23 protein-coding genes and 1 riboswitch are annotated in these 24,052 nt (G+C 71.4%); of the genes, 8 read left to right on the top strand and 15 right to left on the bottom strand.

What is annotated here, in order from left to right; translation table 11 throughout:
- The first annotated feature begins 23 nt into the window (after positions 1–23).
- The 4 genes from ACTWPT_RS11365 to ACTWPT_RS11350 are packed head-to-tail and all read left to right on the top strand — an operon-like array spanning position 24 to position 3,377.
- Positions 24–470 (top strand): hypothetical protein, encoded by a 447-nt coding sequence (locus ACTWPT_RS11365; RefSeq protein ID WP_305922763.1) that lies wholly within the window; start codon positions 24–26, stop codon positions 468–470.
- Between the two features lie 58 nt (positions 471–528).
- Positions 529–924 carry a hypothetical protein gene (locus ACTWPT_RS11360; RefSeq protein ID WP_443177247.1) on the top strand — a complete coding sequence of 132 codons (396 nt, stop codon included), beginning with the start codon at positions 529–531 and terminating at the stop codon, positions 922–924.
- 33 nt (positions 925–957) lie between these two features.
- Entirely contained in the window at positions 958–1,455 is a 498-nt protein-coding gene (locus ACTWPT_RS11355) for a sigma-70 family RNA polymerase sigma factor (RefSeq protein WP_443177246.1), read from the top strand.
- Positions 1,455–3,377 carry a hypothetical protein gene (locus tag ACTWPT_RS11350; protein ID WP_443177245.1) on the top strand — a complete coding sequence of 641 codons (1,923 nt, stop codon included), beginning with the start codon at positions 1,455–1,457 and terminating at the stop codon, positions 3,375–3,377. Before ACTWPT_RS11355 ends, ACTWPT_RS11350 begins: the two co-directional genes overlap by 1 nt.
- Here the strand turns inward: ACTWPT_RS11350 and ACTWPT_RS11345 are convergent.
- Positions 3,368–4,858, bottom strand: a complete 1,491-nt coding sequence (locus ACTWPT_RS11345) for a carboxyl transferase domain-containing protein (protein WP_443177244.1) — start codon at positions 4,856–4,858, stop codon at positions 3,368–3,370. The genes ACTWPT_RS11350 and ACTWPT_RS11345 overlap by 10 nt on opposite strands.
- 75 nt (positions 4,859–4,933) lie before the next feature.
- Positions 4,934–6,091: a CaiB/BaiF CoA transferase family protein gene (locus tag ACTWPT_RS11340; protein WP_443177243.1), complete on the bottom strand. Its 1,158-nt coding sequence runs from the start codon at positions 6,089–6,091 to the stop codon at positions 4,934–4,936.
- A 106-nt stretch (positions 6,092–6,197) separates the two neighbouring features.
- On the opposite strand from ACTWPT_RS11340, the gene ACTWPT_RS11335 reads away from it, so the two are divergent.
- Complete coding sequence (locus tag ACTWPT_RS11335; RefSeq protein ID WP_443177242.1) at positions 6,198–6,728, top strand: uridine kinase family protein; 531 nt, start codon at positions 6,198–6,200, stop codon at positions 6,726–6,728.
- Here ACTWPT_RS11335 and ACTWPT_RS11330 read toward each other — a convergent pair.
- On the bottom strand, positions 6,715–7,395 hold the full coding sequence (locus ACTWPT_RS11330) for a histidine phosphatase family protein (RefSeq protein WP_443177241.1): 681 nt from the start codon (positions 7,393–7,395) through the stop codon (positions 6,715–6,717). The genes ACTWPT_RS11335 and ACTWPT_RS11330 overlap by 14 nt on opposite strands.
- 71 nt (positions 7,396–7,466) lie before the next feature.
- On the opposite strand from ACTWPT_RS11330, the gene ACTWPT_RS11325 reads away from it, so the two are divergent.
- Positions 7,467–9,428: a hypothetical protein gene (locus ACTWPT_RS11325; RefSeq protein WP_443177240.1), complete on the top strand. Its 1,962-nt coding sequence runs from the start codon at positions 7,467–7,469 to the stop codon at positions 9,426–9,428.
- On the opposite strand, the gene ACTWPT_RS11320 is transcribed toward ACTWPT_RS11325, so the two are convergent.
- The 5 genes from ACTWPT_RS11320 to ACTWPT_RS11300 all read right to left on the bottom strand — a co-directional run bounded on the left by ACTWPT_RS11320 (position 9,413) and on the right by ACTWPT_RS11300 (position 15,370).
- Entirely contained in the window at positions 9,413–11,431 is a 2,019-nt protein-coding gene (locus tag ACTWPT_RS11320; RefSeq protein ID WP_443177239.1) for an outer membrane protein assembly factor BamB family protein, read from the bottom strand. The genes ACTWPT_RS11325 and ACTWPT_RS11320 overlap by 16 nt on opposite strands.
- A 57-nt stretch (positions 11,432–11,488) precedes the next feature.
- Positions 11,489–12,244, bottom strand: coding sequence for an ABC transporter ATP-binding protein (locus ACTWPT_RS11315; protein WP_443177238.1), 756 nt, complete (start codon positions 12,242–12,244; stop codon positions 11,489–11,491).
- Complete coding sequence (locus tag ACTWPT_RS11310; protein ID WP_443177237.1) at positions 12,241–13,167, bottom strand: ABC transporter permease; 927 nt, start codon at positions 13,165–13,167, stop codon at positions 12,241–12,243. Before ACTWPT_RS11310 ends, ACTWPT_RS11315 begins: the two co-directional genes overlap by 4 nt.
- Before the next feature lie 83 nt (positions 13,168–13,250).
- Positions 13,251–14,234 (bottom strand): ABC transporter substrate-binding protein, encoded by a 984-nt coding sequence (locus ACTWPT_RS11305; protein WP_443177236.1) that lies wholly within the window; start codon positions 14,232–14,234, stop codon positions 13,251–13,253.
- Entirely contained in the window at positions 14,231–15,370 is a 1,140-nt protein-coding gene (locus tag ACTWPT_RS11300) for an agmatinase family protein (RefSeq protein ID WP_443177235.1), read from the bottom strand. Before ACTWPT_RS11300 ends, ACTWPT_RS11305 begins: the two co-directional genes overlap by 4 nt.
- Positions 15,371–15,421: 51 nt before the next feature.
- Positions 15,422–15,521, bottom strand: a riboswitch (guanidine-I (ykkC/yxkD leader).
- A 122-nt stretch (positions 15,522–15,643) separates the two neighbouring features.
- Here ACTWPT_RS11300 and ACTWPT_RS11295 point away from each other — a divergent pair.
- Positions 15,644–16,513, top strand: coding sequence for an NAD(P)-dependent oxidoreductase (locus ACTWPT_RS11295; RefSeq protein WP_443177234.1), 870 nt, complete (start codon positions 15,644–15,646; stop codon positions 16,511–16,513).
- 120 nt (positions 16,514–16,633) lie between these two features.
- On the opposite strand, the gene ACTWPT_RS11290 is transcribed toward ACTWPT_RS11295, so the two are convergent.
- Genes ACTWPT_RS11290 through ACTWPT_RS11275 form a run of 4 tightly spaced genes read right to left on the bottom strand, consistent with a single transcriptional unit; the run spans position 16,634 to position 21,008 of the window.
- Positions 16,634–16,765 carry a hypothetical protein gene (locus ACTWPT_RS11290; RefSeq protein WP_443177233.1) on the bottom strand — a complete coding sequence of 44 codons (132 nt, stop codon included), beginning with the start codon at positions 16,763–16,765 and terminating at the stop codon, positions 16,634–16,636.
- Positions 16,766–16,777: 12 nt separating this feature from the next.
- Positions 16,778–18,586, bottom strand: a complete 1,809-nt coding sequence (locus ACTWPT_RS11285) for a hydantoinase B/oxoprolinase family protein (protein WP_443177232.1) — start codon at positions 18,584–18,586, stop codon at positions 16,778–16,780.
- Positions 18,579–20,579 carry a hydantoinase/oxoprolinase family protein gene (locus tag ACTWPT_RS11280; RefSeq protein ID WP_443177231.1) on the bottom strand — a complete coding sequence of 667 codons (2,001 nt, stop codon included), beginning with the start codon at positions 20,577–20,579 and terminating at the stop codon, positions 18,579–18,581. The genes ACTWPT_RS11285 and ACTWPT_RS11280 overlap by 8 nt, the downstream gene beginning before the upstream one ends.
- 6 nt (positions 20,580–20,585) lie before the next feature.
- Entirely contained in the window at positions 20,586–21,008 is a 423-nt protein-coding gene (locus ACTWPT_RS11275; protein ID WP_443177230.1) for a hypothetical protein, read from the bottom strand.
- Between ACTWPT_RS11275 and ACTWPT_RS11270 the strand changes: the two genes are divergently transcribed.
- Positions 20,985–21,683, top strand: coding sequence for a thymidine kinase (locus ACTWPT_RS11270; protein ID WP_443177229.1), 699 nt, complete (start codon positions 20,985–20,987; stop codon positions 21,681–21,683). The two genes, ACTWPT_RS11275 and ACTWPT_RS11270, sit on opposite strands and share 24 nt — an antisense overlap.
- Before the next feature lie 63 nt (positions 21,684–21,746).
- Here the strand turns inward: ACTWPT_RS11270 and ACTWPT_RS11265 are convergent, their stop codons facing one another.
- The 3 genes from ACTWPT_RS11265 to ACTWPT_RS11255 all read right to left on the bottom strand — a co-directional run bounded on the left by ACTWPT_RS11265 (position 21,747) and on the right by ACTWPT_RS11255 (position 23,984).
- On the bottom strand, positions 21,747–22,157 hold the full coding sequence (locus tag ACTWPT_RS11265; RefSeq protein ID WP_443177228.1) for a MarR family winged helix-turn-helix transcriptional regulator: 411 nt from the start codon (positions 22,155–22,157) through the stop codon (positions 21,747–21,749).
- An 81-nt stretch (positions 22,158–22,238) separates the two neighbouring features.
- Positions 22,239–23,135, bottom strand: coding sequence for a hypothetical protein (locus ACTWPT_RS11260; RefSeq protein WP_443177227.1), 897 nt, complete (start codon positions 23,133–23,135; stop codon positions 22,239–22,241).
- A 147-nt stretch (positions 23,136–23,282) separates the two neighbouring features.
- Complete coding sequence (locus tag ACTWPT_RS11255; protein WP_443177226.1) at positions 23,283–23,984, bottom strand: SRPBCC family protein; 702 nt, start codon at positions 23,982–23,984, stop codon at positions 23,283–23,285.
- Between the last annotated feature and the right edge of the window lie 68 nt (positions 23,985–24,052).

Below are 24,052 nucleotides of genomic sequence, written 5' to 3'. Positions count from 1 at the left end.
TCAACCGATCGTAAAGTAGTACCGTGAGCGGAACGCAGATGCAGAAGGTCATCCCGCCGCGTCTGCTCGTGCCCTACCTGTCGGGCAAGCGCACGGTGATCTCCGGCTACGTCTATCGGGTGCAGGACTGCGTCAGGCTGACCACACCCGAGGCGCTCTACTGGGGGCTCGACCTGTCGTTCGACGGATCGGAGTTGTTCGCCGAGGTGCCCGAGCTATACGTGATGCGGTGGTATGCCCGCGATGTCGACACCTACGCGGTGCCGTACGGGCCCCACATGGGTGGCGACTGGAGCGACGCGCCGCCGTTCGCCGGCAACGGGTTCACGACCTCCCCCGACCACGTGGTGCCGCAGTTCCACACCGTGCCGATGCCGATCCCGGCCGGTGCGGAGATCGTCCACCTCACCCCGGACAGTGAGCGGCGCTTCGCCGACTACGACGGGCTGACCTGGCGGCCCGCCGCATGAGCGAGCGAACCAGTAGACACAGCCGAGTCTCGTTCATGCGCCCGACGAAGGAGGGCGTATGAACGAGGAGATCGCGCCGGTCGCCTCCGGCTTCGTGGCCCGCTACGGCGAGCGGACCCTGCCTGCCGCGCTCGGCCCCGACAACGACCAGGTGGTGTTGTTCAGCGAGGCCGAGCTGGAGGGCTTCGAGCCGGCGGCCGGCTACTGGCGGCGCACCGTGGCCAGGTCCGAGGTGGAGTGGCTGGTGCTGATCCGCACGGTGGGGGCGTTCGGCGGGGAGCCGTGCATCGTGCTGGACGAGGACGAGGACGGGCTGCACATCGCCTACACCGGGCACAGCGGGATGAAGGCGGAGGCGCTGGGCTACTGGATGGTGGACCACGGCGCCTACGAGGTCGTGGTGCCCCGCGAAGAGGTCTTCTCCATCCGGGTCGAACGCATCCCGGTTCCTTAGTCAACGAACACACGCCTGGTGTGTCTCTGAAGTGTGATCGACACAGCAACCATGGCGCAGCCGTCGTTCGCCGAGTTGTTCGCCGCCCAGTACCAAAGTCTGGTACGCCTGGCGGGCCTGCTCGGCGCCGACGACCCTGAGGACATCGCCCAGGAGGCGTTCGCCCGGCTGCACACCAGGCGGTTGCGCGACGACGGGGCCGCCCTGGCCTACCTGCGCGCGACCGTCTGCAACCTGACCCGCAACCGGCTGCGGCACCTCAGGCTCGTCCGGTTACGCCGCCCCGAGCCCCCCGAACCGGCGCGCAGCAGCGAGCACGACGTGCTCGTCGCCGAGGAGCACCGCGAGCTGCTCGCCGCCGTCGACCGCCTGCCGCGCCGCCAGCGCGAGGCCCTGGTCCTGCGCTACTGGCTGGACCTGTCCGAACGCGAGATCGCCGACGCCATGGGCGTGTCGCCCGGATCGGTGAAGACGCACGCCAGCAGGGCCCTGGCCGCCCTCGGCAAGGCGCTGAAGGAGGAGGACGCGTGATGGACCAGCTGGAAGAGCGCCTTCGTGCCGCGTTCGACGCGCACGCCCAGACCTACGAGGCGAGCCCGGACGCCTGGGCGCGGGTGCTGGCCCGCCGGCCGCGCCGCCGCCCCGGCCGGCTCCTCGTGGCCGCGCTGCCGGCGGCGCTGCTGGCCGTGTTCGTTCCCGTCCTGCTCAACGGGGGCCTGGGCAGGAACACCGCGGCCGACCCTGACGCGATCTACCGGCAGCTCATGCGGGATCGTACGCCCGCCGGCGAGCAGGTGACCGTGGACAATCCGACCGAGGGCAAGCCGCTGCGGCTCTGGTTCGCCAAGGCGCGGGCGGGCTATCCCGAGGTCTGCTACATCGCGGAGCGGGCCGCAGGGGACCCGTACGGCGGCTGCTCGGACGTGCCGGACCAGCAGGACGTCTGGTTCTCGGGCAGCACCCTGCGCGACGGGGCGGCGACAGCGTTGGACTGGGGCGTGGCGACGCCGAACATCGGCGCCGTCACCGGGATCACGACGTCCGGGCGGAAGATCACGGGCACGCTGGTGACCCCGGAGGGGGCGCCGTACCGGATCTGGACGGTGACCTATCCGGCCCAGGACGCGATGACCAGCGTCGAGTACGCCGACGAGCAGGGCAGGAGCATCGCGCGATCGTCCCGCGACATGCTCTCGCCGCCGTCCGGGCCGGCGATGGGCCCGGCCGTGGAGCTGTCCGACGGCATCACCGTGCGGCCGCACCGGACGAAGGACGGCGCCGAGCTGAACTGGTCGCGGAACGGCGCGCACCTCGGCGGGGGCCTGGCGACCACACGGGACGCGCCGGTGATCGTGAACGTGCGCGACGACGTCATCACCGGCTACGCCCGGGCCGGCGTGGCCAGGGTGGAGGTGTCCGTCAACGGCGGGGGCACCACCAGCCTGGAGACCCGGCCCGATCCGTGGGGCCTGGGCATCGTGTTGTTCGCCGACGCCGACGCCGACGCCGGCGTGGACGGCGACGGGTACCAGGGCTACCGCGCGGTCGCCTACGACACCACGGGCAAGGAGATCTGGCGGTACGAGGAACCGTCCAGGGAAAAGCCCGACCCAGACGCCCGGACCATCGGCCCCGTGATGGCCGTCCCCGGCACCGAGAGCTCCGGCCGGCCGATGCGCGTCTGGTTCTCCCAGCACGACGGCGACCCGCAGATGTTCTGCGCGTCCGGAGGCGCCTCACCGGCCGACCGGGGTGTGATGTGGTGCGCCGCCACCGGCCAGGAGCACTCCTTCCCGGTCCAGTCGACGACCGCCTACCTACCGGAGCCAGGAGCCGTCATCCACTTCGGCCCGGCCCGCGACGACTGGGAGTGGGTCGAGGCGGTGCTGTCCGACGGGCGGCGGGTGCGGGCCGAGTTCCTGCGCGGCGAGGGCACTCCGCTGCCGTTCTGGCACGTCTCGGTGCCGCTCGACGCCGAGGTCGGGGGTTACATCCTGAAGGTCCAGGGCCAGGCGGCCCGGCCGGTCGCCACCTTCGACAAGGCGTGTGGCAGGCAGGCTCCCACGTCCGAGGCCGACCGCCTGGCCCTGTCCGCGGGCATCACGGCGTACCTGAGCGGCAGCTGCATGACCTTCTGGGAGGACGGCGAGCTGGTGCCGGCCCTTCCCGGGCCGGTCCCCGGCGCGAAGCTGAGCGAGCAGTTCGACGCCCGGCGGCCGGCGTACTGGAGCCACGGCGACAACGCCTGGTACGGCTACGCGCCCGCCGGCACGGCCAAGGTCGTGATCACCCTGAAGGTCGGCGGGACCGCCACAGCCGCGGCCGTGCCCGATCCCTGGGGGCAGGGCGTGACGTTGTTCGCGGGCGTGACGCCCAAGGGGACCGACTTCGGCGAGGGAGCGACCCTCACGGGCTACGCCGCCGACGGCAAGGAGGTGTGGACCTACCGCTGACCCAGGGTGCGGTAGCGGGCCTGGCGGGCCGCGAGACGGTCCGCCGGGCTCATCGCCAGCAATCCCGCGATCTCGTGCTCCAGCGCCCGCCCCACCCGCTCGCAGAACTGCCGCGGCTCGTACGCGGCGTCCGGCAGCTCCGGGATCACCCGGTCCACGATGCCGTCGCTCCGCAGGTCGGTGGCGCGGATGCGCTGCGCCTGGGCGATCTCGGGAGCGAAGTCGACCGAGCGGTAGAGAATCGCCGAGGCGCCCTCGGGCGGCAGCGGCGACAACCAGGCGTGTTGCGCGCAGAGCACCCGGTCGGCGGGCAGCAGAGCCAGCGCCGCCCCGCCGGCGCCCTCGCCGAGCAGCAGGCAGACGGTCGGCGCGTCGAGCATGACGAGCTCGGCCAGGCAGCGGGCGATCTCGGCGGCCAGCCCGCCCTCCTCGGCCGACTTCGACAGGTCGGCGCCGGCCGTGTCCACCACCGTGATCAGCGGCAGGCCCAGCTCGGCGGCCAGCCGCATGCCGCGCCTGGCCACCCGGAGCCCGGCCGGGCCGAGCGGCGAGCTGGCACGCTGGACCCGCCGGTCCTGGCCGAGCACCACGGCCGGCGCGCTGCCGAACCTGGCCAGCGCCAGCAGCAGCCCCGGCTCGTTCTCCCCCTCCCCTGTGCCGCTGAGCGGGGTCACGTCGGTGGCGGCGAGCTTGAGCAGCGCACGCACGCCCGGCCGGTCGTCGCGCCGCGAGCGGGTGATCGCCTCCCACGCCTCCACGGGCCGCAGGTCCTCCTCCGGTGCCGGTCCCGCCTCGACGGCGGACCGGTCGGCGGCCAGCACGGCCAGCGCCCTGATCGCGATCGCCCGCAGGTCACCGGCCGAGACCACGGCGTCGAGCAGCCCCTTGCTGTGCAGGTTTTCAGCGACCTGCACGCCTTCGGGAAAGGGGTAGCCGTGCAGCGCCTCGAACACCCGCGGCCCCAGGAACCCGATCATCGCCCCGGGCTCGGCGGCGGCAACGTGTCCGAGCGATCCCCAGGACGCGAACACCCCGCCTGTCGTCGGATGCCGCAAATACACCAGGTAAGGAAGCGCGGCGAGCCGGTGCGCCTGGAGCGCCGCCGTGATCTTCACCAGCTGGACGAACGCGAGCGCGCCCTCCTGCATGCGCGTGCCCCCGGAGGCCGGCGCAGCCAGCAGCGGCAGCCGCTCGCGGGTGGCCCGCTCGACCGCCGACACGAACCGCTCGGCCGCCGCCACCCCGATCGAGCCGGCCATGAACGAGAACTCGCACGCCACCACCGCCACCCTGCGGCCGTCGAGCAGCCCTTCGCCGGTGACCACCGCCTCGTCGTAGCCGGACTTGACGCGGGCGGCGGCCAGCTCGTCGGCGTAGGAGGAGCCGGGCTCGGCCGGGTAGGCGGGCGGCGCGTCCCACGACTTCCACGATCCTCGGTCGAGGACCGTTTCGATCAGAGTGCGCGCGTCCGGACGGCTCACTATTGCTCCCCTAAATGTCTGCCGACGTTGCAATGTTGACGCGCGAGCGAGCTCGCCGGTGCCACTGATCGCGCATCATCGTTCGCGTTCCTCCAGCCAGGCCAGCACCGCATCGCCGTCCTGGCCGAGCATGGGCGGCGCGGTGTGCTCCACCCCGGTCGGCCCGTCGAAGCGCAGCGGCGGCCCGGGCAGCTCGATGCGGCCCAGCACCGGGTGCTCCACCTCGACGACCAGGCCCTGCGAGCGAGTCTGCTCCCAGGTGTAAACCTCGTCGAGCGATCTGATCGCGCCGGCCGGCACGCCGGCCGCGCCGAGCTCGGCCAGCCAGTGGGCTCGGTCGTGAGCGGCCAGGGCCTTCTCCATGTCGGCGATCAGCTCGTCGCGGTGGGCTCGCCTGTCCTTGTTGGTGGCGTAGCGGGGCGTGCCGGGGTCGATGCCGAGCAGGGTGGCGACCTTGCGCCACTGGCCCTCGTTGGCGGCGGCGATCTGCAGCATGCCGTCGGCGCAGCGGAAGGAGCCGTACGGGGTGATGGAGGCGTGGTGGTTGCCGCTGGCGGCGGGCACCTGGCCGCCCACCGTCCAGGCGGTGCCGTGGTAGGCGTGCACGCCGGTGACGGCGGCCAGCAGCGAGGTGCGGACGACGCGGCCCTTGCCGGTGCGCTCGCGCTCGTAGAGCGCGCCGGCCACGCCGTAGGCGCCGTGGATGCCGGCCAGCAGGTCGGAAATGGAGGCGCCGACGCGGTACGGCTCGTCGGGCGAGGGGCCGGTCAGCGACATCAGGCCGGCCTCGCCCTGGGCGATCTGGTCGTAGCCGGGGCGACCGCCCTCGGGGCCGTCGTGGCCGAACCCGGTGATCGACAGGATGACCAGGCGCGGGTTGAGCTCGTGCAGCCGCTCGACGGAGAAGCCGAGGCGGTCCAGCACGCCGGTACGGAAGTTCTCGACGAGGACGTCGCTCTGGCGGACGAGGCGCTCGATGAGCCGCTTGCCCTCGGGGGACTTCATGTCGACCGCGAGGGACTGCTTGTTGCGGTTGGCCGCCAGAAAATACGTCGAAATATCGTGATCCGGTCCGACGAACGGCGGCCCCCAGCCGCGCGACTCGTCGCCCCCCTCCGGATGCTCCACCTTGATCACCCGTGCGCCCAGGTCACCGAGCATCTGCGCCGCATGCGGCCCGGCCAGGGCCCTGGACAGGTCGAGCACGACGATGTCGCCGAGGGGTCCGAGCACGGTCAACCTCCTGCTTGCGTCCGGGCTGCTTGCGTTCGCGCTGCCTGCGGTCGGGGCGAAAGAACATTCTCTCAGTTACCCGCCTCAGGTCACCTACCCTGGGTCGGTGAATTCGCTGGCCGACCGCATCAGGAACCTGCCGCCCTCCTGCGGCCCGATCCGCCTGGTGGCCGTCGACGGGCCCGCCGGCGCGGGCAAGACCACGTTCGCGGAACGGCTGGGGGCGGCGCTCGCGTGCCAGGTGATCCACAGCGACGACTTCCCCGTGCCGTGGGAGGAGGGCCCTGGACGCTGGTTCCACGCTCTGGATGAGCAGGTGCTGCGCCCGCTCCAGCACGGTCAGCCTGGGAGGTTCCGCAGGTACGACTGGGTACGCGGCGAGTACGCAGAGCAGGTGACGGTCCCCGTCGCGCCGGTCCTGGTCATCGAGGGCGTCGGCACGGCCCGCGCCTCAGCGACGCCCCTGCTGGCGTACACCGTCTGGGTGGAGGCCGCCGATCCTGTCCGCTTCGCCCGCGTGCTGGAGCGGGACGGGCCCGAGCTGGAGCCCCGGTGGCGGGAGTGGTTCGCGGCGGAGAAGGCGTGGTTCGAAGGGGACCGCACCCGCGAGCGTGCCGATCTCGTCATCCGGACGTGAGGTGGGCGACGTCGTTGAAGCGGTCGAGCTCGAACCGGCCGGCGCCGGTGCGCCAGACGGACACGGACGCGTTCAGCACCGGCGCGAACGCCAGCACGGCCGCCAGCTCCTCGTCCGGGCCGCCCGCGATGACGTGGCGCAGCCCCAGCACCACCGAGTCGTGGGCGACGATCAGCACCCGCCGCCCGCCCGCGTGCCCGTCCAGGTCCTTCAGCCAGTCCCTGAGCCGGACGACGACGTCCGCCAGGGACTCGCCACCGGGCGGGCGGAAAGCGTAGGCGCCCTCCGCCTCCCGCCGCGCCATTTCCTCGGGGAACCGTTCCATGATCGCGGCCAGGTTGTAGTGCGCGAACGCCCCCGCTTCCTGGTCCCTGAGTCGCTCGTCCACGGTGACGGGAAGCGGGTCCACGCCCCACACGTGCTGCGCGGTCTTCCACGTGTCGAGCGCCCGCAGGTAGGGCGAGCACCACACCAGCTCGGGGGCGTCAGCGGCGGGCATGTCTGCCAGTAACCGCCCCAGCGCCGCGGCCTGCGCCCTGCCCAGCTCGGTCAGCGTGACCTCGTGGTCGCCTGGCTCGTAGCGCAGCGGCCTATCGCCTGCCTCCTCATGGGCGAGGTTGGCCTGGCTCTGTCCGTGTCGCACCGCCATGATCACCACCGGACCCATCCCACCATCTTGTCACGGAGCGGCTCGGCAAATTACGGTCAAGGCCGTTATTGCTTTCTAGGAGGTTATACGTGCGCATCATGGCAGCAGCAGCGCTCCTCATTGCCTTGTTACTCCCAACTCCGGTCCAGGCCGAATCCACCGCAGCACCACCGACCGGGTGCGGCTTCCACAACCTCGGCACGCTCCCGCTGACGGGCGCCACCACCGCGGGCACCGCGCTGGACGCCCGCCACCCGCAGGGCCCGCGCGTCTACTCCGTCACCTCCAGCGCCTCCGGCCCGGCGCTGCTCGGCATCAGGGACGCCCGCGACGGCCGCCTGATCGGCGAGCGGCCGCTCCCGCTGGCCCTCGGCTCCTGGGCCGTCACCGTCGCCCCGGACCACTCGGTGTACGTGGGCAGCTACAACGGCACGGCCGGGGCGATGGGCCGCCTCTTCCGCTACACCCCGTCCACCGACCAGGTGAGCGAGCTCGGCATCCCCATCGCGACCGAGACGTTCATCTGGACCGTCGCCGCCAGCCCTGACGGCTCGGCCGTCTACGGCGGCACCTCGCCTACGGGCAAGCTCTTCCGCTACGACACCGCGACCGGGGCGTACACCGACCTGGGCAGCCCGGTCCCGGGCGACCAGTTCGTCAGGGACCTGGCCGTGGGCGAGGACGGCACCGTGTACGCCGGCGTCGGCGCCGTCAGCATGAAGGTCGCGGTGCTCTCTCCTGACGGCACGCTCCAGCGGGTGATCGACCCGCCGATCGAGGGCAGCGGTTACGCCTACGACGTGGACGTGGCCGGACGTCACCTGCTCGTCCGCTTCGGCACCTCCACGGGAACCAACCCCATGGGCGTGTACGACCTGGACGAACGCAAGTGGAAGGACGTCGTGCCGGACGTCGACAGCCTCACCGTCGGCGGCGGCAAGCACGGCCACGACCTCTACCTGTTCCAGAACAGCGAGCTCGCCAGGTACGACCTCGAAACCGGGAAGATCACCAAGCTCGGCTTCACCGAGTACGGCGAAGGCGCCGCCCGCCCGCTCGGCTGGCTCGGGCACACGCTCGTCGGCACCAGCTCCACCGGCCGCATCTGGCACTTCGACCGCAAGACCGGGCAGGGCCGGCTGCTCGACGGCACGCTGACCGGCCAGCCCGTCAGCATCCGCTCGCTCGGCGCGGGCCCCGACGGCCGCATCTATGCGGGCGGCTTCTTCACCGGCGGCCTGGCCGCCTACGACCCCGCCACCGGCGAGGCCGCGTACTGGCCGAACGTCGGCCAGAGCGAGGGCATCGTCACCCACAAGGGCAAGCTCTACCTCGGCGTCTACCCCGGCGCCCGGATCTACGAGTTCGACGGGACGGCGCCCAGGCTCCTGCTCGACCTCGGTGGCCAGGAGCAGGACAGGCCCTTCGCGATGATCTCCGCGGGCGACTGGCTGGCGTTCGGCACGGTGCCCAAGTCCGGCACCCACGGCGGCGCGCTCGGCCTGCTCGATCCCGCCACCGGGCGCACGGTGATCAGACGGGACATCATCCCGGGCCACAGCATCATCGGGCTGGCCTACCGCGACGGGATCGTCTACGGCGCCACCTCGGCCTTCGGCGGCACCAGCACGCCGCGGGGCGAGGCCGTGGCGTTCGCGTACGACATCGCCACGGACTCGCTCCTCTGGCAGAGCACCCCCGTCCCCGGCGACCTGGCCCTCGGCTCGATCGCCTTCGACGGCGCCGGACGGCTGTGGGGGCTGACCCCGGACACCCTGTTCGAGCTGGACCCGGCCACCGGACGGACCGTCAGGAGCGTCAAGCACCAGACCTATCCCTGGTCCAGCGCCACCCAGGTCTGGCTGGACACCCACCTCGTCTTCCACAAGGGGTTCCTGTGGGGCAAGGTGCAGGGCAAGGCGTACCGGATCGATCCGGGGACGATGGCGCTCGCGCTCATCGCCCGCCCGATCTCCAACCTGACCCTCGGCCCCGACGGCCACCTCTACCTGTCACGCTTCGAGAACTTCTACACCTACCGCGTCTGCTGACCGGTCAGCCGGAACAGACGCGGGCCCTCGGCGAAGTAGACGTCCCCGGACCTGTGCACCGCGAGCTGGTGCACAGGTCCCTGCCGCAGCACGGTGTACCGGCCCGTCAGCGGGTCGAGCGAGAAGACGTCCTGGCCGGCGTGCGCGCCGTACAGGGTGTGGTCGCGCCGGTTGAAGGCGAGCTGCCCGCTCGCGCTCTTGCTGCCCGACAGCGTGACGCGCTCGACCACCTTGCGGGCGGCCGTGCTGACCGCGAACACCTCGCCGCCCGCGATCCCCCACAACCGGCCCCGGTCGTCGAACGCGAGCGCCGGGACGGCAGGCTTGCCCGGGGCGGGGACGATCTCCCACAGCAGCCGGTCCTCCTTCACCGACCACGCAAAGAGCTTGGCCTCCGGCTGCGTCGGCGGCGTGGCCGACTGGCCGCTGTAGATGGACGTGCCGCCGTAGAGCACGCCGTCGCGGTAGGCGAGGGAGACGATGCTCTGGTCCTTGACCACGTTGCGCTGGGAGTGCTTGAGCGTCCCGGTCCGCGGATCCCACAAGGCCAGCACGCCGCCGAGGTGGCCGAGGTCGGGCATGGTGCCCGCGGCGAGGTAGCGGCCCGCGGACACCAAGGCCCGCGGCCTGATCTGCTTGTCCGCGGCGAGGTCGAACAGCCGGGCCGGGTTCGGCGCCGGGCCTGGCTCGGGGCTGGGCGAGTACTCGGTGCTGTTCCACGGCAGCGCCGGGTCATAGGCGTAGACCCTGGCCTCGGGGTACGCGCCGATGTAGAGCTTGCCGTCGTGGGCGGTCATGTCCTCGCTCTGGGAGAAGGTGTGGAACTCCGCCCGCTTCCCCGTCACCGGGTCCAGCGCGGCGAAGCCGCCGTTGAGGAAGCCGCCGGCGTACATGCGGCCGTCGGGGCCCTCCGCGAGCGCGGTCACGTCGATGGGCTCGCCCTTGACGGCCGTCTGCACGAACGACTTCGCGCCGGTCTGCGGGTTGTAGCGGAACATCAGCCCGCGCCAGAGCAGGCCGACGACACTCTTGCCCGGATAGTCGGGCAGGCCCAGCTCGGCCCAGCCGATGCCGCGCGTGTTGGCCACCCGCCCCGTGATGGGCATGCCGGTCCCGGTCGTGGTCTTGGCCCGGGGGTCGTAGCGGACCAGCTCCCCGCCCTTGACCAGGTAGACCGCGCCCTCCGCGTCAGGGGACGAGACGTCCAGGCCGTGGGCGGAGTCGAGCGCGTCGGTCCACCGGCCGGCGGCGATGTCCCAGACGTGCAGCGGGCCCGGGCTCGCGCCGCCGTAGCGCACGTAGAGGAAGCCGCCCACGACGTTCACGTCGTAGGCCCACTTGCCCACTGGGTCGAGGCCGTCGGGCGTGGGGAGCTGCCTGGTCGCGCCCGAGGCGGCGTCGATCTCGAAGACGGCGGCGGGGGCCTCGGTGCCTGCGTAGATCTTTCCGTCGGCGTAGGAGACGCTGCGGACGTAGGCGTGCGTGGGTGAGAGCCTGCCGTAGTCGCGCACGCCGGTAGCGGGGTCATACGCGAAGAGGCGGCCGCCCGGGGAGGTGCCGCCGTAGACGGTGGCGCCCTCGCCCGCAGCCACGGACCAGATGAAGTTCTCCGAGGGCAGGGGCCTGCCGAGGTCCTGGACACCGCCCTGGTCCGTCCAGCGGTAGAGGCGGCCGTCGCCGTACGTGCCGGCGTACACGCTGCCGTCCGGGGCCGCGTCCAAGGCCCAGGAGCCGCCGGCGCCGGGCAGGTCGTACCTGGCCACCTCGGCGCCGGTGGCGGGGTCGACGGCGTTGAGGTGGGCGGGGGCGCCCGAGGACGCGCCCCACAGCACGGTCTGGCCGCCGGGGCCCGGCGCCACCACGCCGCCGATCAGCAGCACGTCCTCCAGGGGAACGCCGAGATCCTGCACATGGGGCGCCGCCGCGCCCGCCGGGGCGGCGGCGCCGAGCGTGGCGAGAGCGGCAGCCATGCCGCACGCCAGCATGCGCTTAATTAAGGTCATGACCGAAACCTAGAAAGCCGCTTGGTTTCCCGTCAATAGCGAATTACGGCAAAGGAACTAATCCCGCGCAGGCACTTTTCCTCTGATGAGGTCCTCGACCGTCGCGCGGAGGGCGAGGAAGTCCGGGGTCCGCTTGATTGCGAGCTCCCGGCGGCCGGGCAGGGGCACGGGCAGTTCGGCCGCCACCCGTCCCGGGTCCGAGGTGAGCACGATCACCCGCCGGCCGAGCAGCACGGCCTCCTCGACGTCGTGCGTGACCATGAGCACCGTCGCTCCCGTGTCGCGCCAGACCTGGTGCAGGAAGAGCTGCATGTCCTCCTTGGTCTGCACGTCGAGCGCGCCGAACGGCTCGTCGAGCAGGAGCACGGACGGCTCGCAGGCCAGGGCGCGGGCGATCGCCACGCGCTGCCGCTCGCCGCCGGACAGCTCCTTGGGCAGGGCGTCCGCGAGCGGCAGCAGACCCACCTCGGACAGGTACCACTCGACGCGGCGGCGGCGTTCCGCGGCCTTCAGCGGCAGGAGGCGCAGGCCGAAGCCGACGTTCTCGGCGACCGTGAGGAACGGGAACAACGCCCCCGACTGGAACACCAGCCCACGCTCGGGACCCGGGCCGCTCACCGGGACGCCGTCGAGCTCCATCGTGCCGCCGGTGACTTGCTCCAGACCGGCGATCATGCTGAGCAGCGTGGACTTGCCCGAGCCGCTCGCGCCCACCATGCACACGAAGTCGCCCGGGTCCAGCTCCAGGCCGATGCCGTCGAGCACCCGCTTGCCGCCGTACTCCTTGGCCACGTCGCGCAGCACGAGCGTCACGAGGCCCACCTCCCCACCCGCGCCCGCGCCAGGCGCAGGCCGACGTCGATGGCCAGGCCGATCATGCCGATCACGACCAGCACGGCGAAGATCCGGTCGGTCTGCAGGAAGCGCTGGGCGCGGACGATCCGGTAGCCGAGCCCGGACTCGGCGGCGATGAGCTCGGCCACCACCACGAAGTTCCATGCCGCGGCGGCGTTCACGCGCATCGCGTCGAGGACCCCGGGCAGCGCGTACGGCCACACGACCTTGCGCAGCACCTCGCCCCGCGTCGCCCCGAGGGTGGCGGCGGCCTTGCGCAGTTCCCCGGGGACGGCGCGCACCGCGTCGGCCGTCATGAGCGTGTTGAAGAACACCACCCCGATGACCAGGATCGCGATCTTTGACGGTTCGCCCAGGCCGAGCCAGATGATCAGCAGCGGGATGAACGCGGACGCCGGCAGATACCTCAACAGCCCGATCACCGGCTCCAGCAGCGCCAGGGCGACCTGGGACGTGCCCATGGCCATGCCCAGCGGCACCGAGATCGCCACCGCCAGCCCGAACCCGGCGCCCACCCGGCCCAGGCTGGCCGCGGCGTCGGACAGCAGCTGCCCGCTCGCGGCCATCTCCACGAAGGCCTGCGCGACCGCGCCCGGCGAGGGCAGGAACGTCGGGTCGACGACGCCCATCGAGCTGACGAGCGCCCAGAGCCCCAGCGGCACGACGACGGCCCCGACCCGCAACCCCCATCGGGCCCGCCCGGTCAGGCTGCGCCCGCTCCGTCCTCGCCACCCGGCCTGCCGCCTCCGCGCCTCCCCGCCCTCGGCAGGCGCCCCGTCGACGCCCCGGACGCGAGGTGCCCGTTTCGGGAGCGGCGGCCAGTCGGCGCGGTCTCGTGACCGCCGCTCGCTCGCGTGCCCGGCGCCCGGCTCCGCGGCCACCCTCCTCGGAGGCCGCGCGCCCAATGGCGCGGACACCGATTCAGCAGACCCGGGACCGGATGCCGCGTGGGTGCGCGGGCCCGTCATGACGACACGCCCTGGACGAAGCGCGGATCCAGCAGGCCGTCGAGCGGCGGGGCCGTGTCGGCCAGCCCCGACTCGGTGAGGAACGCGCCGATCTCCTCGGCCTGCTTCTGCAGGCTCCCCGAGCTGAACGCCTCCAGGTTGTCGGCCAGCGAGAGGATCGTGGTCCCGGCGTCATAGTCGGCGTAGGCCTGCTCGCTCACCCCCGCCCGCTTCGCCATGATCGCCTGGGCCTCCGCCTTGTTCGCGCCGATCCAGGCCAGCGTGTCGAACCAGGCCTTCACCAGCCCCTGCACGACCTCCGGCCGGTCGGCGGCCAGCGAGCGCGACACGACCAGATGGTCCGGGATGGCCCCGGGGAAGTCCTTGGACGTGGCGATGGCGGTGGCGCCGGGCAGCTCCAGAGCGGTCGTCGTGAACGGCGCGAACACCCCGACCGCGTCCACCTGCCCCGCCTTGAACGCGGCCGCCGCCGCGTCCGTGGGCAGCGGCTTGAACGTGATGTCACTCTGTTTGAGCCCCGCCTTGCGCAGGGCGAGCAGCAGCAGGTAATGGTCCACGGTGCTCTGCTCGGCGGCGACCGTCTTGCCCTTGAGCTGCGCCACCGACGTGATGCCCGGCTTGGCAATGATCTGGTCGTTGCCGGTGGAGTTGTCGTTCACCAGCACGACGGTCTGCTTGGCGCCGCCGGAGACGGAGGCGAGCGTGTCGTTCAGCGTCTGGCTGTTGGCGTCGATGTTCCCGGTGGCCAGGGCGGTGAGGCTGTCGGTGTAGCTGTCGAAGTACTTCAGCTCGACGGTGACCCCGTTCTTGGCGAACAGCCCCTTCTCCTGGGCGACCTGCCACGGGAACCAGCCGGGCCAGGCGGAGAAGCCCAGGGTGACGGCCTTGTCTGCGGAACCCGTGGGCGCCGCGGACTGGCCGCCGCCACCACAGGCGGCACAGAGGAGGAGCAGGGCGGCGATCAGGAGCCGGCGGATCATGACGCGGCCTCCTTCTTCTTGGCCGGCAGGTGGCCGGAGCGGACCAGGCAGCCGAGCGTGTCGCAGATGACACGGGTGGCGATCAGCGAGGTGATGTCGGCGTTGTCGTACGGCGGGCTGCACTCGACGACCTCGATCCCGGCCAGCGGCGCCGCATCGGCGATGATCTGGATGAACTTGAGCACCTCGCGCGGCAGGAACCCACCCGGTTCCGGCCACCCGGTGCCCGGCACGAACGCCGCGTCCAGGCAGTCCACGTCGAACGACAACCACACCGCCTCGGCGTCCCGCCAGGCCACCTCCAGCGCCCTTTCCGCGGCCGCCTCGATGCCCATCTCGACGCAGTCGGTGACCGTCATGATGGTGGTGCCGCGCTCGCGACCCACCTTCACGCCGGGTCTGGGGGCCTGCCAGCCGCCGATGCCGATCTGGACGAGGTTCTGCGGGGGCACGTTCGGGAGGTCGGTGGCGTGGAACCACGGCGTCGTGTGCATCCGCTCGTCGAGGTCGGTCTCCTGGGTGTCGACGTGCCGGTCGAAGTGGATGATCCCGAGATTTCCGGACAGGTGCTCGGCGACGCCGCGTACCGTCGGGTAGCCGATCGAGTGGTCGCCGCCCAGGACGACGGGGAAGGCGCCGCTGGCGTACACATGGGAGACGGCCTTGGAGATCTGGTCGAAAGTTTTCTCGATGTTGCCGGGGATCGTGAAGATGTCGCCGAGGTCGGCCATCGTGATCGACTCGCGCAGGTCCACGCCCAGCTCGAAGCTGTACGGGCCGTACAGCGCCGAGATGCGGCGGATGCCCTGCGGCCCGAACCGGGTGCCGGGGCGGTACGTCGTGCCGCCGTCGAACGGTGCGCCCAGCACGGCCACGTCATAGTCGCCGCAGGTGCGCACGTCCTCGACGTACGGGGCCTTGAGGAAGGTGTTGATGCCCGCGAAATGCGGCAATTCGCCGCGCGAGAAGGTCGGGATGCGCCGGTCCACGATGGAGTCGGCGCCCTGCAGGCCCAGCTCCAGGGCGCGGGCCACCTCGCGGTCCCAGGCGGTGGTGGGCAGCTCGGCCTCGCGTTCGACGGCGAAGCGTGCTTCGGGTCCGTAGTCCTCGTGCAGTTTGCGGGGGTGCCAGTGCATTCGAGCTCCGAATGATCGTTGCCCGGCCGGAAGGCAGCCAGGCTGTGGCTGACCTCCCGGGCTTTTGTCCCGCCGTGGAGCGGCCGGCACAGGCCGCCTGCACCTCTCGGACCAGACCCGTGGAACCGGCGGAACCCTAGGTGCGCCTCACACTCTCGGTGAGTCCCCCTCAGTGCACTCCCGTGGTGTTTCCGCGCCGTTAAAAGCTCGTTCCAGTCGGCTTACCGGTCCCCCGGGCGCGGGCCACTTCCCGGCCCTTCATAGGGTGATCCCATGACTTCTGTCGCATTTCTCGGAACCGGCCTCATGGGCGCTCCCATGGCCCGCAACCTCGTCAAGTCCGGCCTGCCGGTCACGGCGTGGAATCGCACTCGAGAGAAGGCCGAGCCCTTGCAAGCCGACGGCGCGGTGGTGGCCGGGTCTCCGGCCGAGGCGGTCGAGGGCGCGGACGTGATCGTCACGATGCTGAGCGACGGTGACGCGGTACGTGCGGCGATGACCGCCGCCGCGCCCGGGCTGCGGTCCGGTCAGGTATGGGCCCAGATGAGCACGGTCGGGATCGACGCGGTCGGCGGGCTGGCGGCGCTGGCGGGCGAGCACGGGCTGACGTTCGTGGACGCGCCGGTTCAGGGCACGAAGCAGCCGGCCGAGCAGGGCAAGCTGATCATCCTGGCGGCGGGGCCGCAGTCCGCCCAGCAGGCGCTGGAGCCGGTCTTCGCCGCGGTCGGCCAGCGCACGCTCTGGCTCGGCGAGTCCGGAGCGGACGGCGCGGCGTCCAAGCTGAAGCTGGCGGCCGTGAGCTACGCCATCTCCCTCACCGCCGTCATCGCCGAGTCCCTCGCCCTCGCCAAGGGCCTGGGGCTTGATCCCGATCTGGTCCGGCAGGTGATCAGCGGCGGGCCGCTGGACAACGCCTACTTCCAGGCCAAGTCGAAGGCCATCATGGAGGGCGACTTCGCGCCCAGCTTCACCGTGTCCAATGCCGAGAAGGACACGCGGTTGATCGTCGAGGCAGGGAAGTCGGCCGGGGTGCGGCTGGATGTGGTGGCGGCGGCCGGGGAGCGGTTCCGGCGCGCTGAGGCGCAGGGGCACGGGGACGAGGATATGGCGGCCACGTATTTCGCGAGCTTCGACAAGGAGTAAGCGATAAAGTCGCGGCGCGCCGCCTTCCTGCGGGGAGGAGTGGAAGTGGGCCTGGGTGGACTGCCGGACGACAGGAGCCCGGGCTTTGCGCTGTCTGGGCTCAGTCGAGCGCGATCGGCTTCAATGCGACGCCGGGACCAGCGTCCGCTGACGACGCAACAGGAGCGCCCGGAGCGCCGCGCGGTGCGTCGCCGCCTCATTCGGGGAGACGAGCACGGCCGCCATCAGGTAGAGCCCATGCGGAATCCGCATGGACTCATCGACTCACAATTCGTCTACCTCTGCGAGACTCCGCCCACCCGAGAGCTTCGCGTAACCGGGCCCTCGGTCGAAGAACCGGTCCGCCGGCGGCCGGAGGGTGGCGCGGAGTTCGGCCGTCCCCTGCTCGTCGATGCGGTCCCCGTCCAGCACCACCCCGTAGTCCCCGAGCGCGCCCGCGATCGACACCTTGCCGTCCCGCACGTCGGCCGCCACCGCCCGCGGGTCCCGGTCATAAGGCGACCCCCAGCCGCCACCCCCGGTGGTCCGGATGCGGATGACCTCACCGGCCTGGACCGGATAGTCGTCCACCAGGCCTTCCATCTCCTTGCCCGCGATCTCCACCCGGAACGGCCGTCCGGCGAGGCCGCCGTTGACGCCCCAGCAGGACAGGATCGACCGGTCGGCGATGGACATGTACGAGGCGTCCCGGAGCATCCTGATGTGCTTGTCGTAGCCGAGCCCGCCCCTGTACATGCCGGGCCCGCCGGAGTCGCAGGCCAGCGCCAGCCGCTCCACCCGGAACGGCCACCGCGCCTCGGCGAACTCGACCGGGATGTTGCGTGAGTCCGGCACCACATGGATGGTGTCCTCGCCGTCGGCGTACCAGCGCCCGCCGGAGCCGCCGCCGAGGACCTCCCGCATCAGATACGGCTGCCCGTCCGCGTCCGTCCCGTACACGCCCGTGTAGCGGATCGTCTCCTGGTCGGCCGGCATCCGCCCGCCCGTGGCCTTGGCCAGGACGCCGGCGAGCACGCCGAGCAGGCGCAGGATGACGAACGTCCGGGCGTTCGTGGGAGCGGGGAAGATCGGGGTGAGGAGGGTGCCCTTCTCCGGGAAGATCATCTTGATGAGCGGCACGACGCCCTCGTTGACGTCCAGCTCGGCCATCCGCTCCGGCGTGTCGGCAAGGTTGCGCAGCACAGGGGCCAGCCACTTCTTCAGGAACACGCCGCCTGCGTAGTCGCCCGCGTGGTTGATCGGGCCCTTGGCCTGCGGGGACGTGCCGGTGAAGTCGATCGTCAAAGGTGACTCGGCCGCGTGGTCGACGGTCAGGGTGATGCGCTGGGCGTGCAGGCGGGGCTCGTCCACGCCGTCGTGCTCGGCGTAGTCCTCCCACACGTACGTCCCCTCGGGGAGCTTCGACAGCAGCTCCCTGCGGAACGTCTCCGTGGTCTTCGAGATGATCGCGTCGAAGCACTCCTCGACGGCCTGCCTGCCGTACCGCTCGAACAGCTCGCTCAACCGACGCGCCCCCATGAGGCAGGCCGAGCACTCGGCGTCCAGGTCTCCGGCCAGCGAGTCGGGCATCCGCGAGTTGCGCGTCATGATGCGCAGCGCGGCCTCGTTCGGCACGCCCTCGTCCCACAACTTGATCGGCGGGACCATCAGGCCCTCCTCGAACACCGAACGGGCGTGCGAGGGCATCGATCCCGGCACGGCGCCGCCGATGTCGTCGTGGTGGCCGAACGCCTGCACGAACGCGACGACGGCGCCCTCGTGGAACACCGGCACGGTCACGCACAGGTCGGGCAGGTGGCCGATGCCGCCTTCGGAGAGGTAGACGTCGTTGTGGAAGTAGACGTCGCCCGGCTTCATCGTCTCGATCGGGAAGTCACGCACGATCGGCTGGACGAGCGCGCTGTAGGAGCGGCCGGTCAGCTTGCGCAGGCGGGCGTCGTGGATGCCGGCGCGGAAGTCGTGCGCGTCGCGGATCATCGGCGAGCGCGCCGTCCGCGCGATGGCGGTCTCGACCTCCTTCTCCACGGAGGCCAGCGTGCCCTCGACGATCTCGATGAGAATGGGATCAGTCACGCTTTATCTCCACATTTCCGTACGTGTCCACGGTGGCGGTGAAGCCGGGATGGATGGGGATCGTCGAGCCGTACTCCTCGATCACGGCCGGACCCGACACCTTGGCGCCGGCGCCGAGGGCGGCCCGCTGGTGGATCGGCGTGTCGCGGGTCTCGTCGAAGTGCACCGAGCGAACGGAGGTGGCGCCCGGGCCCGGCTTGTCCAGGGGGCGGAGGGTCGGGCGGGTGATGGGGCCGATCCCCGAGACGCGCAGGTTCACCCATTCGACGCCGTGTCGGGGGTCGTCGCGGTAGGCGTACCCGTAGAGCTTCTCGTGGGCGTCGTGGAAGCGGTCGATCACCTCGGCCTGCCAGTCGGCGTCGATCTCGCCGGCCGGGGCGGGGACGCGGACCTCGTAGCCCTGGCCGTAGTAACGCAGGTCGGCGCTGCGGACGTACACCGGGTCGTCGAAGCCCTCGCGGTCCAGCGCCTCGCCCGCCTGATGCTCCAGGTCGTGGAAGATCTCGGCGGCCTGGCCGAGGGATAGGTCGCGGGTGACGTACGTGCGGACGTAGTCGTTCTTGACGTCGACTGTGAGGAGCCCGAACGCTGAAACGTTCCCAGGGTCGCGCGGGATGACGACCGAGGGCAGGCCCAGGATGTCGATCAGCCGGCACGCCAGCAGCGGCCCGGACCCGCCGAACGTCACCAGCGGGAAGTCCCGCACGTCCAGCCCCCGCTTGACGGTGAGCTGCCGGATCGCGTTGCTCTGGTTGAACGCGCTGATCTCCAGGATCCCGGTCGCGGTGCGCTCCGGGCTGAGTCCGAGCTTGTCGGCCAGGCCCTCGATGCCGGTTCGAGCGGCGTCGGCGTTCAGCGGGATCTCGCCGCCGAGCAGGTGCGGCGGGATGCGGCCGAGGAACACGTGCGCGTCGGTGACCGTCACCTCCGTCCCGCCCTTGCCGTAGCAGAGCGGTCCAGGGTCGGCGCCGGCGGACTTGGGACCGACCTTGAGCGTGCCTTCGGGCGAGATCCAGGCGATCGAGCCGCCGCCCGCGCCGACCGTGACGATGTCGATCATCGGGATCTTGCACGGGTAGCGGCCGATGACGCCCTCGGTCGTGATGGACGGCTCGCCCTCGATCACCACGGCCACGTCGGTCGAGGTGCCGCCGCCGTCCAGCGTGATCACCGACTTGTGCCCGGCCGTGGAGGCGATGAGCGCCGCGCCGAGCGCGCCCGCCGCGGGCCCGGACAGGACGGTGGTGATCGGCTGGTTGACGACCTCGCGGGCGGACAGGATGCCGCCGTTGGACTTCATGACGGAGAACGGCCGGCCCAGGCGGGTGGAGAGGCTGGCGATGTAGCCGCGCATGGCCGGCTTGACGGCCGCGTCGACGAGGGTGGTGACCGAGCGTTCGTACTCGCGGTACTCGCGCAGCACGTCGCTCGACAACGAGATCACCGCCTCCGGATGCTCGCGCCACAGCACCTCGCGCATGCGGCGTTCGTGCTCGGGGTTGGCGTAGGAGTGCAGGAAGCACACGCCGATCGCGGTGATGCCCTTGGCGCGGAACCAGCGGGCCACCTCGACGGCCTGCTCCTCCGAGAACGACCACACCTCTTTGCCCAGGTGGTCGAGCCGCCCGCCGACGGTCTTCACCAGGTGCACGGGAACGATCCTGGGCGGCTTGACCCAGAAGTAGGAGTTGCCGTAGCCGTCGGGCACGCTCTGCCTGGCGATCTCCAGGACGAACTCGAAGCCTTCGGTCGTGATGAATCCGAGGTTCGCGATCCGGTCCTCGAGCAACTGGTTCGTGGCCACCGTGGTGCCGTGCACGATCGAGCCGACGTCGAGCTCGCCCAGCTTCGCGATGCCGGCGAGGAACCCGTCCGCGGGGTTGGCGGGGGTCGAGGGGGTCTTGGTGGTGAGGATCTCACCGGTCTGCTCGTCCACCGCGACCACGTCGGTGAATGTGCCTCCGGTGTCCACTCCGATACGGACGCTACGCATGGCTCCTCAGCTTCGGCGTCGGCCGAGCACTTCGTCGATGACACGGGGCGCGTTCTCGGTGCCGACATAGGCCGCCAGGCGCACCACCATCTCCTGAGAACGGGCGAGCTCGGCCTCCACCCTCGCTTTCCCCGACTGACCTGCCTGCACCCCGAAATATGCTCCGATGATGGTACCGATCACTCCGGCCACACCAGCGAAAAGCGGGGCGAACTCGCCGGTGGCGAATACGGCGGCGCCGAAGGCGACCAAGACCGCGACAATGCCCGTCACCACGACGAGGAAGCCGTACCGCCATCGGGTGGCGTCAGCCTGGGCGGCCGTGAGGTCGTCCTGCTTCATCATCGCGTCGAGCGCCGGTGGTTTATCGGTGACCACAGTTCCTCCTGAAACCTCAGGGGGAAAATGTCCCACGAGGTCATGGAACAAGCCAAGCCGCTAAGCTGGCCGCCCGTGACCGAATCGTCTGCCTTGTCTGCCGTACCCTCCGCTGCCAGGGACGCTGTACTGAAGTTCTATTTCGGCCCCATGGACTGTGGGAAGTCGACGCTCGCGCTCCAGATGAACTACAACCATGGGCGACAAGGGCGGCGGGGCCTGGTGCTGACCAAACACGACCGCTCGGGCGGGCCGAAGGTCACCAGCCGGATCGGGCTCGGTCTCGAGGCCATCGAGGTGGACGACTCGCTCGACCTCGTACGGCTGGTTACGGCGACGCGCGACCGGATCGACTACCTGATCTGCGACGAGGCGTGCTTCTACACGGTCGAGCAGATCGAGCAGCTGGCGGACCTGGTGGACGAGCACGGCGTGGACGTGTACGCGTTCGGGCTGGCCTCCGACTTCCGTTCCGTGATGTTCCCGGCGGCGCAGCGGCTGTTCGAGCTGGCCGACGAGGTGTGCCGGCTGCAGGTCGAGGTGCTGTGCTGGTGCGGTCGGCCCGGGCAGCTGAACGCCAGGGTCGTGGGCGGGGCGATGGTGCGGACCGGCGAGCAGGTGATGATCGGCGACACCGACGCCTCACTCGTCCGCTACCAGGTGCTCTGCCGCCGCCACCACCGCGCCGGCCGGCTCGGCGAGGGCTCAGCACAGCAGGCGGTCTAGCGCGTCGAGGCCGTCTAACGCGTCGAGGGTTTACCCGACGAGGCCATCTGACGCATCGAGGACTTACCCGACCAGGCGGCCCAGCACGTCCCTGAACAGCCGTGCGTCCTCTTCCGCCAGCCCGCCCAGAAACGCCGCCTCGGCACCGTCCACGGCCCGCGTGGCCCCGTCCAGGGTCTCGCGGCCTTGGCCGGTCAGCTCCACGATGTTCCTGCGCCGGTCGTGCGGATCCGGCCGCCGCCCCACGAGCTTTTTCCGCTCCAGCGCATCGACCAGGCTCACCATCGTGGTCCGGTCGATCGCGAGCCGCTGGGCCGCCTCCAGCTGCGACAGCGGGTCCGCCGAGCCGAGCACCGACAGCACCGCGAACTCGCGCCCATCGATGCCGTACGGCTCCAGCGCGGGGCCCGTCAGCTCGGCCAGGCGCAGGTTGGCGTGCTTGAGCAGGTAACCAAGGCGACGGCGTCTCGACACACGCCGATTCTCACACGGCGGGGCGATCGGCGTCGTCGCCCCCGGTCGCCGGGGCGCCGGGAACGGTGCGATTCCGGCCCGTCAACCCGCGGCCAGCTCCTCCAGCCGGTACGGCAGGTAGGCCGAGTCGTCCACGAGCGCCGACGCGCCGCGCCACCACCCGAACCACTCGCCGCTGCGCCACATCCAGTCGACCCGCTCGATGGCGGCCACCACGTCGCCGACCGTCTGCCAGCGCTCGCCGAGCTGCTCGCGGGAGGCGCCGTGACGCAGGGCCCAGGCACGCAGGATGCCCACGGCGGCGGCAGGCGCCTCGCGGGCGTACGGGTCGGGGTTGTCCCCCGGCAGGGAGTGCGGGCCGAGACCGGCCGCCACCCCCCAGCTCCACTGCGCCTCGGCGGGCCGCGAGTACCGCAGGGAGTGGAAGTCGAGATTGGACCCGAGGTCCTCGTCGGCCCGCCGGGTGACGACCGCGTCGAGCCGCCCTCCGGCGTCGAAGTGCACCACCAGCCGCTGCCCCGGCTTGACGCCCGGCGGCAGGTCGAACCGGTCCTCGGCCTGCCAGGAATTGAGATCCACCTGGGCGGAGGGCTGGCCCCACAGCTGGTCGGCGGCGTCGTCGGAGATCCAGGCGGCCAGCATCTCCAGCGCGGTCAGGTCGGTCCACGGCTCGATCGCGACGGCCGTGCGCACCACCTCGTCCGGCGGCGGCAACTTGCCGCCCCTGGGCCGTGCCCACCAGTCCGCGCCCAGCTCGCGGGTGCCGACCAGCAGCGCGGCGAGGGCGGCCAGCTCGGCGGAGCGCCTGGTGAGCGAGGCGCCGAGGGCCAGTTCGAGCGTGCGGTCGGTCCGCTCGTCCCCGAGCACGGGGCGCACGTCACCGATCAGGGTCTCGGCGGTGGGACGCTCCTCGCCGAGCAGGTTGCGTACGATTCGCCTGGCTTCTGTCCGTGCGTCCTCCGCGTGTGCCTGCCGCATACCCGCCACGCTACGCCGGGAGATCCTTTTCCGCGAGAGCCCCGGCTGCCCCACCGGCCATCACCGGCACTGTGACGGCCCAGCGCCCCGCCGAGCACCGCCCGCCTCGCCAAGCGACGCAACGCTGAGCGCCACCTGTCCCGGCGCTCAGGAGCGGCGGCGGGAGGCGCGGCCGAGGACCCAGCCGATCGCGACACTCGTGAGCGCGATGCCCGCCCCCATGCCGAACGACGCCAGCATCACCCACGGCCGCGTCTCGGTGTGCCGCTTGGGTGGCCGCTCGTAGACTGCCCCGACGGCACCGGCCTCGCCGACCGCACCGGTGCGCTCGCCCGCCAGCGCACCTGGCACAGCGCTCGCCGGGACGGCGGCCCTGTCCGCATCGGAGGCCAGGCCGGGAGCGGGAACTGCCGGCGCGCACAAATGTTCCTCCACGGCGGCGAAGAACTCGCCCGCCGTCCGCTTGGCCACAGAGCCGAGCATGCGCTGCCCGACCCCGCCGATCGTCCCGCCGATCACGGCGTCGGCGTCGTAGTCGACCCGGGTCCCCCCGTCGATCTCGCTCAGCCGTACTTGGACGGTGGCGTCCACTGTCCCCGGCGCCCCCTGCCCACGCGCCTTGAGCGTGAAGCTCTCGGGCGCCAGCGGATCCGCCAACGCGACTTCGCCCTGATAGACGCCCTTGATGGACGCAACCCCCGCGTTGACCGTCATTCGGTAGGTGTCCGGTCCGCACTCCTCCAGGCGCTCGCACCCCGGAATGGTGCGCACCAGCACCGCCGGGTCCTGGAGCGCCGCCCACACTTGATTCCGCTGAACGCCGATCACGGCACTGCCCGCCACTTTCATGCCGAACACTCTAAGCAGCACGACCAGCCCGGATAAGGGCAACACCTGCCAGACGGCCCGCTCGACGA

This window comes from Nonomuraea sp. 3N208, from assembly GCF_052245935.1.
Classification (GTDB): domain Bacteria; phylum Actinomycetota; class Actinomycetes; order Streptosporangiales; family Streptosporangiaceae; genus Nonomuraea.
Note: the sequence above shows the minus strand (reverse complement) of the source record. Positions and strands in the feature narration are given on the sequence as shown.